The sequence below is a fragment of the Rothia sp. HMSC062F03 genome, assembly GCF_001836905.1.
GTDB lineage: Bacteria > Actinomycetota > Actinomycetes > Actinomycetales > Micrococcaceae > Rothia > Rothia mucilaginosa_A.
Map to the genome: position 1 here is coordinate 166524 of NZ_KV830892.1, position 11500 is coordinate 178023.

At 61.6% G+C, this 11500-nt stretch carries 10 protein-coding genes; 2 read left to right on the forward strand and 8 right to left on the reverse strand.

Going from position 1 to position 11500, the window contains the following annotated elements:
• Positions 1 to 343 precede the first annotated feature (343 nt).
• The 6 genes from HMPREF2674_RS07180 to HMPREF2674_RS07205 form a co-directional block, all read right to left on the reverse strand.
• Positions 344 to 799 (reverse strand): hypothetical protein, encoded by a 456-nt coding sequence (locus HMPREF2674_RS07180; RefSeq protein WP_070825281.1) that lies wholly within the window; start codon positions 797 to 799, stop codon positions 344 to 346.
• A 2-nt stretch (positions 800 to 801) separates the two neighbouring features.
• Positions 802 to 2313, reverse strand: a complete 1512-nt coding sequence (gltX, locus tag HMPREF2674_RS07185) for a glutamate--tRNA ligase (protein WP_070825282.1) — start codon at positions 2311 to 2313, stop codon at positions 802 to 804.
• A gap of 58 nt (positions 2314 to 2371) precedes the next feature.
• Entirely contained in the window at positions 2372 to 3124 is a 753-nt protein-coding gene (locus tag HMPREF2674_RS07190; protein ID WP_070825283.1) for a fumarylacetoacetate hydrolase family protein, read from the reverse strand.
• Positions 3125 to 3358: 234 nt separating this feature from the next.
• Positions 3359 to 4456 carry a branched-chain amino acid aminotransferase gene (locus HMPREF2674_RS07195; RefSeq protein ID WP_070825284.1) on the reverse strand — a complete coding sequence of 366 codons (1098 nt, stop codon included), beginning with the start codon at positions 4454 to 4456 and terminating at the stop codon, positions 3359 to 3361.
• 522 nt (positions 4457 to 4978) lie between these two features.
• Entirely contained in the window at positions 4979 to 6034 is a 1056-nt protein-coding gene (locus HMPREF2674_RS07200; protein ID WP_070825285.1) for a 3-isopropylmalate dehydrogenase, read from the reverse strand.
• Between the two features lie 221 nt (positions 6035 to 6255).
• Entirely contained in the window at positions 6256 to 7626 is a 1371-nt protein-coding gene (locus HMPREF2674_RS07205; protein ID WP_070825286.1) for a hypothetical protein, read from the reverse strand.
• Between the two features lie 585 nt (positions 7627 to 8211).
• Between HMPREF2674_RS07205 and HMPREF2674_RS07210 the strand changes: the two genes are divergently transcribed.
• Positions 8212 to 9645, forward strand: coding sequence for a histidine kinase (locus HMPREF2674_RS07210; protein ID WP_210400128.1), 1434 nt, complete (start codon positions 8212 to 8214; stop codon positions 9643 to 9645).
• Between the two features lie 41 nt (positions 9646 to 9686).
• Entirely contained in the window at positions 9687 to 10574 is an 888-nt protein-coding gene (locus tag HMPREF2674_RS07215) for a response regulator (RefSeq protein WP_070825287.1), read from the forward strand.
• Between the two features lie 91 nt (positions 10575 to 10665).
• Here HMPREF2674_RS07215 and HMPREF2674_RS07220 read toward each other — a convergent pair whose 3' ends face one another.
• Together HMPREF2674_RS07220 and HMPREF2674_RS07225 are read right to left on the reverse strand one after the other, a co-directional pair.
• Positions 10666 to 11025, reverse strand: coding sequence for a HepT-like ribonuclease domain-containing protein (locus HMPREF2674_RS07220; protein ID WP_070825288.1), 360 nt, complete (start codon positions 11023 to 11025; stop codon positions 10666 to 10668).
• On the reverse strand, positions 11022 to 11339 hold the full coding sequence (locus HMPREF2674_RS07225) for a nucleotidyltransferase family protein (protein ID WP_012903288.1): 318 nt from the start codon (positions 11337 to 11339) through the stop codon (positions 11022 to 11024). Before HMPREF2674_RS07225 ends, HMPREF2674_RS07220 begins: the two co-directional genes overlap by 4 nt.
• Positions 11340 to 11500 lie beyond the last annotated feature (161 nt).

The window sequence follows — 11500 nt, forward strand, 5'->3', positions numbered from 1 at the left end:
GGTGCTCTACCAACTGAGCTACAACCGCATGTTTTCGCTTCAAACTTTGTTTGTCGCGGCAACGGATATAACTATACGGATACCGAACAGAGTGTGCAACCCAAAGCTTTCTCCTCTGCGCATCCTAGGCCCCAAAATTTACGCATAAAAACGCATTGACAAGCGGGTATAAATGGATTATCCATCACAAAAATTTTTCTTCGACCAACAAAAATTCCCCCTCTTGGCGGAGGGTTTACCGGAAGATATTCCGGTAAACCCTCCGACCCTCCGCCAAGAGGGGGAATGTGTAGCATTACGAGCACGCCGAGTATCCGGCCGTTCAGGCAGGTGTCAGGAGGCGCTAGTCGCCGCCGCCCGAATCGCCGCCGCCCGAATCACCGCCGCCGGAGTCCGAGCTGCTGTAGTCCGAGCTGCTGTAGTCGGAGCTACTTGAGCCGGAGTCGAAGTCGCCGGCGTAGGGGTCGGGGCCCGGGTCCACGAAGTCGTCTTTGTCTTCCTCTTCACGCGAGGAATCCGAAGAATCCGAAGTGTCTACGCCGTCAGACGAACTGCTGACGTCGCCACCGCGGGCGTGCCGTGCCTGAGCTTCTTGAGCGTTCAGGGCGGCGCGCGCCTCCAAGTAGGCTGTCACGTATCCGAAGGCTGCCGCAACGACAACAGCGACCACCATCAAGACGGACTTGTCCATGTTGGCGATGTACAAAATCAGCCAGATAATGCAGGCATTGGTGAGCGCCATGAGGGTGCCCTTGAACAGCGCCTTGCCGATGACGGATTGGTTATTCGACCGACTCATGGTTAGCTCAGCTCAGCGGCAAGCTTGTGCAGGCGTGCGAGGGAGGAGTCCTTGCCCAGGATCTCCATGGACTCGAACAGCGGCGGGGAGATGCGCTCGCCGGACACTGCGATGCGCACGGGTCCGAAGGCCAGGCGCGGCTTGATTTCCAGGCCGTCGACGATTGCGGCACGCAGAGCTGCCTCGATGTTGGCGGCGGTGAAGTCCTCGAGGGGCTCCAGGGCCTCGATGGCGGCGGCCAGCACCTGCGGTGCGGATTCCTTGAGCTGCTTGCGGGCGTCGTCCGCCACGGTGATCTCGTCGTCGCTCTTGAAGAGGAAGGCGAGCAGGCCGGGGGCCTCGCCGAGCAGCTGCATACGCTCCTGGACGAGGGGTGCGGCTTCGGTGAGCACCTGCTCCTGGCGCTCGGTGAGGGTTTCGCCCAGCACGCCGGCGGCCTGCAGGTACGGAATCAGGCGGTCGCGGAAGTCCTTGGGGTCGAGGGCACGGATGTGGTCACCGTTGATGGACTCCGCCTTCTTCACGTCGAAGCGGGCGGGGTTGGCCACCACGTCGTGCACATCAAAGTGCTCGACGAGCTCGTCGATGCTGAAGACGTCCTGGTTTGCGGAGAGGGACCAGCCCAGCAGGGACAGGTAGTTCAGCAGGCCTTCCTTGATGAAGCCGGCATCGCGCAGCAGGAAGAGGTTCGACTCGGGGTCGCGCTTGGAGAGCTTCTTGTTGCCCTGGCCCATGACGTAGGGCAGGTGGCCGAACTCGGGGATGAAGGTGGTCACGCCGGTGTCGATGAGTGCGCGGTAGAGCGCAATCTGACGCGGGGTGGAGGAGAGCAGGTCCTCGCCGCGCAGCACGTGGGTGATGCCCATGAGTGCGTCGTCCACGGGGTTCACGAAGGGGTACAGCGGGTCGCCGTTGGAGCGGACGACCACGTAGTCGGGCACGGTACCGGCCTTAAAGGTGATTTCACCGCGAACGAGGTCGTTGAAGGTGATGTCCTCGTCGGGCATACGCAGACGCCACACGGGCTTACGGCCCTCGGCGCGGTAGGCTTCCTTCTGCTCCTCGGTAAGGTTGCGGTCGTAGTTGTCGTAGCCGAGCTGCGGGTCCTGGCCGGCTGCCTTGCGGCGCTCCTTCACCTCGTCGGGGGTGGAGAAGTCCTCGTACACGTAGCCGCCCTCAACGAGCTTTTCGAAGATCTCGTTGTAGATGCCGGCGGTCTTACGCTCGGACTGGCGGTAGGGCTCGTGCGGGCCGCCAACGCCCACGCCTTCGTCCCAGTTGATGCCGAGCCAGTGCAGGGAGTCGAGCACCTGGTTGAACGACTCTTCGGAGTCGCGCGCGGCGTCGGTGTCCTCGATGCGGAAGATCAGCTTGCCGCCGGTGTGGCGTGCGTAGGCCCAGTTGAAGAGGGCGGTGCGCACCATGCCCACGTGCGGGGTGCCGGTGGGCGAGGGGCAGAAACGCACGCGGGTGTCTGCGGGGGTGTTGAGTTCGGGACCGTGGTACTCGGTCATGTTGTCTCCTTGACGGTGTGTTCAGGATGGACGGTAGATGGTGTGGGGCGCGGGCGGCTTAGTCGCGCACGCGGGTGACGAGGGAGCCGATGCCTTCGACCTCGACCTCGACCTCGTTGCCGTCGCGCAGCACGCTGATGCCGGCGGGGGTGCCGGTGAGCAGTACGTCGCCGGGCAGCAGGGTGAAGATTTCGGAGGCTGCGGCCACCTGTTCGGCCACGGAGTAGTGCATCTCGGAGGTGTTGCCCTCCTGCACGACGTCGCCGTCGACCCAGGTGGTGATGTTCAGCGAGTCGGTGTCCAGGTCGGTTTCAATCCAGGGGCCGAGCGGGGTGGCGCCGTCGAAGCCCTTGGCGCGGGTCCACTGGCGGTCTTCGAGCAGGTCGCGGGCGGTGAGGTCGTTGGCTACGGTGTAGCCGAAGATGACCTCGTGCACGCGCTCGAGCGGCACGGACTTGGCGATACGGCCGATGATGACGGCAAGCTCACCCTCGGGGCTGACGGCCTCGGAGTACTCGGGCAGGGTCACTGGGTCGCCGGGGCCGATCACGGTGGTGTTGGGCTTGAGGAAGAACTGCGGGGAGGCGGGCGCCTCGGTTCCTGCCCAGTTTGCGATCGTTCCAATCACCTTGGAGCGGGGGATGATCGGGGCGAGCAGACGCACCTGATCGATGGGGTAGGTCGTGCCGGTCGGTTCGACGCCCGAGTAGAAGGGGTCGCCGGCGATGACGCGCAGGGTCTCTTCGCCCGCTTCGCCTTCGACCAGCCCGAAGTGGAGCTCATTATTTACGGTAAATCGTGCAATACGCATACTTTCTAGGGTACCAGCCTTCGAGGGTGTGGGCGGCGGCGCGGAATGAGCGTGGAGGCGGGGCGGGGCACGTAATTCAACTAGGCGAGTCCGGTGCCTCCCTCCTAGCGTTCCCCTCCCCCGCATGTGCGCCCCGGCAGATAGTTGCCGCACGCAGCTATGCGCCGGGCACAGCGAATCCCCGCGGGTGCGTTCCGGGTGGGAGCGCATCCCGCGGGGATTTCGCGTGAAAGATTAGATGAGGCGGGTCATCCAGCCGTGGCGGTCCTCAACGGTGCCGAGCTGAATACCGACGAGCTCTTCGCGCAGGCTCTTGGAGATTTCGCCGAAGTGCTCGGTGGGTGCCGGAATCTCAAAATCCTCGGCCTTGAGCTTGCCGATGGGGGCAACCACTGCTGCGGTACCGCAGGCGAAGATTTCGGTAATGTCGCCGTTGGCCACGCCCTCGCGCCACTCGTTGAGGGTGATGGCGCGCTCCTCCACGGTCATGCCGCGGTCCTTGGCCAGCTGAATCAGCGAGGAGCGGGTCACGCCCTCCAGGATGGTGCCGGTCAGCTCGGGGGTGACAATCTTGTTTTCCTTGCCGAAGATGAAGAACACGTTCATGCCGCCGAGCTCTTCGATGGCGTCGCCGCGGTGCGGGTCCTTGAAGATAACCTGCTTGCAGCCGTGCTTCTCACCCTCGGTCTGGGCAATCATGGAGGCCGCGTAGTTACCGCCGCACTTGGCTGCGCCGGTGCCGCCCTCGCCCGCGCGGGCGTAGGGGGTGGAGAGCCAGATGTCCACGGGCTCGGGAGTGCCGAAGTAGTTACCTGCGGGCGAGCCAATCACGTGGTACTGCACGTGGCGTGCGGGGCGAACACCCAGGAACGCCTCGGTGGCAATCATGAAGGGGCGGAAGTAGAAGGCCTCACCGTCACCGGTGGGGACCCACGATTCGTCCGCCTTAATCAGCTGGCGCAGGGACTCAATGAAGGTCTCGGCGGGCAGCTGCGGCAGGGAGAGGCGGTGCGCGGAGTTCGCGAAGCGGGCGGCGTTCTTTTCGGGGCGGAAGGTCCACACGGAGCCGTCGGCGTGGCGGTAGCCCTTAATGCCCTCGAAGATTTCCTGACCGTAGTGGAAGACGGATGCTGCGGGGTCCAGAACGAGCGGGCCGTAGGGGTGGACTCGGGCGTCGTACCAGGTGCCGCCGGTCTTGTAGTCACCCTCCCAGTCGATGGTGACCATGTGGTCGGTGAAGTAGTCGCCGAAGCCGGGGTTCTTGAGGATTTCTTCGCGGCGTTCGGCGGAGGCGGGTGACTGGTTTGCTTCGTGGCTGAATTCGATGGCCATCGTTCTGCGTTCCTCTTCGTCTAATGCATCATTCTGCGTTCTTCGAGTTCGGTCGCTCTCGCACGGTGGGAGCGGCCGGGGCTGCCTGCGGCCGCTGATGCGCCGGGGTGTGTGCGGTGGGCGCGGTGCCGAGGCAGGTGGTGCATCCGTGGGGACGGTTCGTGCTTTCGAGCAGCGTGGATGCATCAAGGTACGCGGTGGAGGGTATCCACCGCCGAGGAGGTCGGGCGGGTGTGCTCGACTGTTTTAGAGTACCGGAAAGATGCTTTTGCCGCATGTGCACCTTTTACCCCATTCAGGATGTGAACAGGTGGGTTTCGCAGGTCAGGTTCGGCGGGCGGGTTTAAACCTAGCGGCAGTGGATACCTCTCCCCCGCCCGCACAGATATATGTAGCCACGAGCGTGGGCAGACGAGCGCGGGGCAGGCACAGGTAAAGCCCGGAAGGTGTGTTCCTTCCGGGCTTCCCTGGCGTTTTTATTCAGCGCTCACGCTGTCATAAGCGAGTTTTAGTCAGCTGACCTTAGCCGAGGCGTGCGAGCACGTCCGCGCCAACCCGATCGGTGCCACGCACGGTCGCGCCGTTTTCGCGCATGTCCGCCTCGACGGCGTCCTCAATGCGGGCCGCGGCGGCATCGTAGCCGAGGTGGCGCAGCAGCATCGCGCCGGCGAGGATTGCGGCGGTGGGGTTGGCCTTGTTCTGGCGGGCGATATCCGGTGCAGAACCGTGCACGGGCTCGAACATGGAGGGGAACTCGCCGACGGCGTTAATGTTGCCGCTGGCGGCGTAGCCAATACCGCCGGTGACCGCGCCGGCAAGGTCGGTGATGATATCGCCGAAAAGGTTATCGGTCACGATCACGTCGAAGCGGGAGGGGTCGGTGACCATGAAGATGGTGGTCGCATCAATGTGCAGGTAGTCGGTCTCAACCTCGGGGAATTCAGCCGCGATTTCGGCGAAGTAGCGGTTGTAGAGGCGACCTGCGTGGGTGAGCACGTTGGTCTTGTGCACGAGGGTGACCTTCTTGCGGCGGGTGGAGGCCAGCTCGAAGGCGTAGCGTACCAGGCGCTCCACGCCGTGCGCGGTGTTGAGGGAGACCTCGGTGGCAATCTCGTGCGGGGTGCCCTGGCGAATCACGCCGCCGTTACCGATGTAGGGGCCTTCAGTGCCTTCACGCACGACCACGAAGTCGATGTTGCCGGGGTTGGCCAGCGGAGATACCGCGCCGGGGTACAGGCGGGAGGGGCGCAGGTTGATGTAGTGGTCGAAGGCGAAGCGCAGCTTCAGGAGCATTTCGCGTTCGATGAGGCCGGAGGGAATCTTGCCGCTACGCGGGTCGGCACCGATGGCACCGAAGAGAATTGCGTCGTGCTTCTTGAGGGATTCCATGGTGGACTCGGGCAGGGTCTCACCGGTTTCGAGCCAGTGCTCGGCGCCGAGCTTGTACTGGGTGGGGTTGACGGCGATGTTTTCGAGCTCGCAGGCGCGGGTGAGGATGCGCTGGGCTTCGGTAATGATTTCGGGGCCGATGCCGTCGCCGGGGATGACGGCGAGGTCGATGCTACGTGCTTCAGTCATGCCTCTACCGTAATACGCGCGGGCGGGCGGGCGGTAGGGTGCGCGGGCGGGTTCTCAGAGTCTGGGCCGTCGGAGTCCGGGTCGTTCCGGGCGGGTGGGAAGACCCGCAGCGTGGCTAACAGGAGGGTTAAAACACTTTTCCCCGGCTGAATCATCAGCCGGGGAAAAGAGATGGTATTTCTACCCCGAGTGGGGTCGAGTACCTAAAACGTTACCGCTAATTATGCGGTGCGCTGGCAGAGGGTGACCTTGACGTAGCCGTTACCACGGGTGCTACGAGCGGTCGGAGCGTTGCCTGCGGAGGTAATGGTACCGCCGGAAACACCAGGAGCAACGTAGGAGCCACCTGCGCCGCCGCCGCCACCAAACTGCGAGAAGCCGGTGTTCTGGCGCAGACCGTCGGGGTTGTTGTTCCACTTCTGGGTCAGAACGATTGCGGATGCGGAGGTGGAAGCACCGGAGCCACCGCCACCGTAACCTGCGCCACCACCTGCGGAGATGACGGACTGGTAACCGTTCCAGTTGAAGCCAATGGACTTGTATTCCAGAGCCTTCTTCTCACCGGTTGCCTTCACGGTAACAACTTCCTTGACGGTGCGGTCGTTGTTGTCAATCATGTAGGAGTAGGAGCCCACGCCGTCGCCACCGTTACCGGTGAAGCCTGCGCCACCCTGGTTACCGGACTTAGCGGAGTGGTAAATCTCCTGGTTGTTGGTGGAGGAGTAACCCAGAACGCCGTTGGGGGAGGTGCCGGAGGGCAGGTCGGTCTTGGAACCACCGTTACCACCGATACCTGCGGAGCCACCCTCACCTGCGTTAACAGTGGTGGTGACGGAGGTGTCTGCGGAGTAGGTCAGTGCACCCTGGTTACCCGCTGCACCTGCTGCACCCTCAGCAGAACCACCGGTAGAACCGATGACGGGGTAAACGTTGCGCTTTGCTTTCTCGGGCCACAGGCGACCTGCGTCAACAGCACCGGGGAAGATGTAGTCGAAGTTGTTGTTAGCGCCACCAGCGTTCACGAAGCCGGCGCCGCCGCCGCCACCTGCAACTGCAACGGGGGTGCCGTTGATAACCAGAGCGGAGGAGCCACCGCCGGAAGCGGAGTAGGTGATGCGCTTCAGGGTGGAGTTATCGGGCCAAATAGCGTTGACGCGCTGCATGACGCTTGCAGGAATCGGGGTGGGCAGGTTGGAGGAACCACCGTTACCGTAGCCCTCACCACCCTCTGCGGGGGACAGGGGGCCGTTACCGATACCACCGGCTGCACCGATGAGCTGAACGGTCTGGCCGGGCTTGACCTCGATGATACCGGTGATCTTAGCACCGGAACCTGCTGCCATATCGTCGTAGTTGGTACCACCAGCACCGCCGACGACCTCGAACTTAATCTTGTCGACCAGTGCGGGAACAACGAAAGAGGTAGTGCCCTTACCACCTGCAGAGGTACCCTCAGCGGTGTAAGCAGCGGAGGAAGCCCACTCGCACTCGGTGGAGGAAGCAAAAGCCGGAACAACGGCAGAAGCCGCGACAACCGGAGCAGCCCATGCTGCGCCCGCAACAACCTTGCGGCGAGAAATGTTAGTAGACATATATGTCCTTCGAGAGTGATGTCATTTGAGGAATAAGAGTTATCACCCATCGTCGTGCACGGTGACAATTCACCAAAGTGATTGAGCGAGTAAAGCCGGACAGTATTCCGACCCCGGATGATAACAACATAATGCTGTACCGTTCCGCGTGGGAGCGTCCCACAAGGGGCCTTGGTGCGCCCGATGGGCTCAGCCTTCTACACGCCGGGTGACGATACAGGTAAAACTATACCCACCAATTCCAACCCCCGCAATGGTTTTCAATAGAGCCCTGATGAGGGGTTATGACAAAAACCCTCCGTTAAGATTGAAGGTTTTTCAACCCAAATAGGTTACTTAAGAAAGTTTTTAGTGATATACACCTAAATTCAAACCCCATATAACCCCAAACCCTCAAGCGGTGATTGAGAGAAAAATCTGATTTAATGTGGCAAAGCTCATAAATAATCCTGTATTTCAGCGTGTCGCGCACACAGAATCACACACAGGCAAAGATATACCCACACGCACTATGTGCACGTCAGCGCATTTTGTGGGCCTCCTATGCCCGCGATACTCCCCTCACCCCCTCGCTACACTGGAAACATGCCCCTCAAGCACACCGAACCCCAGCAGAACCCACAGCACAGCACAGAGACAGCCGAATCAGGCCACGCCGTAACGCATAACCGCGGTAGCTCAGAAAACAGCGACCTGCCCGCCGACGCCATCACCGCCTCCAGCCGCATGCAAAACTACCTCAGAGACAAACGCGGCTGGATGAACTTCATCGTCGTCGCGCACATGCAGTTCTTCTGCTGCGTACTCTCCGTTGCCTTCGTCAACAGCTACGGCTGGATCCCGCTCATCTCCGCGCTCTGCAGCACCACCGCGCTCTACTTCCGCTACCGCTTCCCCTACGGCAGCATCTACGTGGTCATCGCGGCGCTCTGTCTCACCCTCGTGACCCCCTTCCCCGACTCACTCGTCATCACCTGCTACCCGCCGGTCAGCCTCGCCGCCTACCACACCGGCAGGCACTGGACCCGCCGCGCCCGCTTCCGTGCCCTCATTCTCGGCTGGGTCGGCGCACTCGCCGTCACCGTGCAGGCCTCGCTCTCGTTCCTCTACCACTGGGACGACATACCCGCCCGCATCTTCATCTGCCTGATGCTCGGCGTGCTCTGCGGATCCATCTTCACCGTCTTCTGGTTCCTCGGCGACTCCCGCCGCATGCGCGAACTGCGCAGCGAAGAGTTCAAAGAACGCGCCCGCCGCCTCGAATACGAGCAGGAACAGGAACGCCGCCTCGCCGCGCAGGATGAACGCACCCGAATCGCCCGCGAAATGCACGATATTGTGGCGCACTCGCTCTCCAGCATTATTTCTCAGGCGGATGGGGCACGCTACGCCGCCGCGAGCGCCCGCACCGCACGCGCCCAGCAGGCAGAGCAGGCAGAGCAGCAGACTGAACAGGCTGAGCAGTCCGGTCAGGCTCAGCAGCAGAGCGAACCGGATATTGCCGAGCAGACCCTCGAACTCATTGCAGATACGGCACGCGACTCCCTCACTCAGATGCGTTCCCTCCTCGGGCTACTCCGCACGGACGAGGCAACCGCCTACGCACCCGTTCCCACCCTCAGCGATGTGCCCGCTCTCGTGGAGCAGAGCCGCCGCGCCGGGCTACCCGTCACTTTCACCGGAATTACCGGCACCATGGCGCGCACCCTACCGCAGGGTGCCGAGCTGGCGGCGTACCGCACCGTGCAGGAGGCGCTCACCAACGCGCTCAAGCACTCCCCCGGCGCGGCAACCACCGTCACCATTCACTGGGGCGAGGACGGTCTGCACTTGTGGGTACATAACGACCCGGTTTCCTCTACCGCGGCTCAGCACATTGCCCGCCCGGTACCCGGCAGTGGCAACGGTCTGCGCGGCATGAGCGAGCGCATCGCCCTCTACCACGGCGTCCTCACCTACGGTCTGCAGCCTGACGGCGGCTGGCTCGTTGAGGCGGCGCTGCCCTACCGCGATCTCTAATACCCGTGCCCTCTACTACCTCGTGATCTAGGATTGAAACTATGTACTCTTCTGCACCACAGACTTCTGTACCACAGACCACCCAGCCGATTCGCGTGATGCTCGTTGACGACCAGCGCCTAGTGCGCGGCGGTTTGAGCATGCTCGTCAACTCCCAGCCGGACCTGCAGGTCGTCATGGAAGCCGATGACGGCCTGGCGGCGATTGACGTTTTTGACCGCATGGTGTCTGAGGGGCAGGCGCCGCAGGTCATCCTCATGGATGTGCGCATGCCGCACTGCGACGGCCTGGAGGCGGCACGCCGCATTCTGGAGCGTGACGGCGAGCGTGAGGTTTCCGAGGATGAGCGGGTGCGCATTATTATGCTCACGACTTTCGATATTGATGAGTACGTGTATTCGGCGGTGCGTGCGGGTGCGAGCGGTTTCTTGTTGAAGGACACCCCGCCGGAGCAGCTGCTGGAGGCGATTCGTACGGTGCACCGCGGCGATGCGGTGATTGCGCCGTCTGCAACTCGCCGTCTGTTGGAGCAGATGATTCCGGTGCTGGACTCCCCCGCTCCTGTTGTTCCTACCGCTCCTGCTCCTCCTGCCGCCGAGTCTGCGCAGGTTATTCCCCCGACTGCTGGTTCTGAGCTTCCCAAGGCAACGTTTATTCCGGCTGAGCATGCAAGCCCGGCTAATTCTTCTTATCAGAGCGAGCCTGTGCAGGATTATCCGCATCGTGAGTTGATTGAGCAGTTGTCGCCGCGTGAGTTTGAGGTGCTGGGTTTGATTGCGCGTGGCTTGTCGAATGCGGAGATTACGCGGGAGCTGGTGCTTTCGGAGGCGACGGTGAAGACGCATGTGTCGCATGTGTTGGCGAAGTTGGGTGCACGTGATCGTGTGCAGGCGGTCATTATGGCGTATGAGGCGGGTATCGCCCACTAGCGCTCCCTTATATAAGGGCACAGCAGAATAAAGGACACAGTGAAGCCCCGGCGGGCGCCTCCTGATCGAGGCACCCTCCGGGGCTCTTTAGTTAAGTAGTTTCTTGTATCTCGTCGATGATTCGTTCAAAGTCGCTCATGAGCTCAGGTAGTTTATTCCGCGCGACATCCCATAGGACAGCAAAATCAATACTCACATAGCTATGAGAAATAACGTTACGAATAGCAATGAGGTACTGCCACTCAGCCCGTTCATACCGTTCATAGTCTTCTGGGTATTTTGAACGAATTCTATTGAGGGTCTCACCAATGACCTGAAAGCGCATACAGAGCGCGTCCTGAACAACTGCATTTGAATCGTCTATCAGGTCTTCGTATCGCGCCGGCGTAAAAGAATAGATACGCTGAGCCGATTCAAGAATCAGGGAGAAGTCGTCCAGCGAGCTTTTCATAGCGGCAGCTCCACCATGTCCGGTTCTGCTTCCGCGTAGATGCGGGGGCGCAACTGGGTGACCATATCAACGCTACGGCCGGTCAGCTGTTCAATGCGGTGCTGAGCATCCACCATCTGCATGAACTCGTCAAAAGGAGCTACGCCCGGCATCTGCACCAGAAAATCCAGGTCGCTGGTTTCGGTCAGCTCACTGCGGGCGGCGCTACCGAAGAGCCGGGCACGGCGCACGCCAGCGTCACGGAGGATCTGAAGAACCTCCGCTTCGTGGGGTAGCGTGTACCCGCGACGCAGATTGGGGTGGCTAGTGCTCATACACCCATCATACGCGCAAAGCCAGGCTACAGGTCAGCCGCTTAGAACCTACTCTATGAATCCGCCCTGTGCACGACAAAGCCCCGGCGGGCGCCTCCTTTTTTCTGAACTGCCTCCCGTTTCTTGGACATCGAAAATAAAGTCCAAGAAACAGGAGGCTT

Excerpts from the sequence above, each read along its gene's own strand:
- HMPREF2674_RS07180 (WP_070825281.1), bottom strand. The coding sequence starts at position 799 with ATGAGTCGGTCGAATAACCAATCCGTCATCGGCAAGGCGCTGTTCAAG.
- gltX (WP_070825282.1), bottom strand. The coding sequence starts at position 2,313 with ATGACCGAGTACCACGGTCCCGAACTCAACACCCCCGCAGACACCCGC.
- HMPREF2674_RS07190 (WP_070825283.1), bottom strand. The coding sequence starts at position 3,124 with ATGCGTATTGCACGATTTACCGTAAATAATGAGCTCCACTTCGGGCTG.
- HMPREF2674_RS07195 (WP_070825284.1), bottom strand. The coding sequence starts at position 4,456 with ATGGCCATCGAATTCAGCCACGAAGCAAACCAGTCACCCGCCTCCGCC.
- HMPREF2674_RS07200 (WP_070825285.1), bottom strand. The coding sequence starts at position 6,034 with ATGACTGAAGCACGTAGCATCGACCTCGCCGTCATCCCCGGCGACGGC.
- HMPREF2674_RS07205 (WP_070825286.1), bottom strand. The coding sequence starts at position 7,626 with ATGTCTACTAACATTTCTCGCCGCAAGGTTGTTGCGGGCGCAGCATGG.
- HMPREF2674_RS07210 (WP_210400128.1), top strand. The coding sequence starts at position 8,212 with ATGCCCCTCAAGCACACCGAACCCCAGCAGAACCCACAGCACAGCACA.
- HMPREF2674_RS07215 (WP_070825287.1), top strand. The coding sequence starts at position 9,687 with ATGTACTCTTCTGCACCACAGACTTCTGTACCACAGACCACCCAGCCG.
- HMPREF2674_RS07220 (WP_070825288.1), bottom strand. The coding sequence starts at position 11,025 with ATGAAAAGCTCGCTGGACGACTTCTCCCTGATTCTTGAATCGGCTCAG.
- HMPREF2674_RS07225 (WP_012903288.1), bottom strand. The coding sequence starts at position 11,339 with ATGAGCACTAGCCACCCCAATCTGCGTCGCGGGTACACGCTACCCCAC.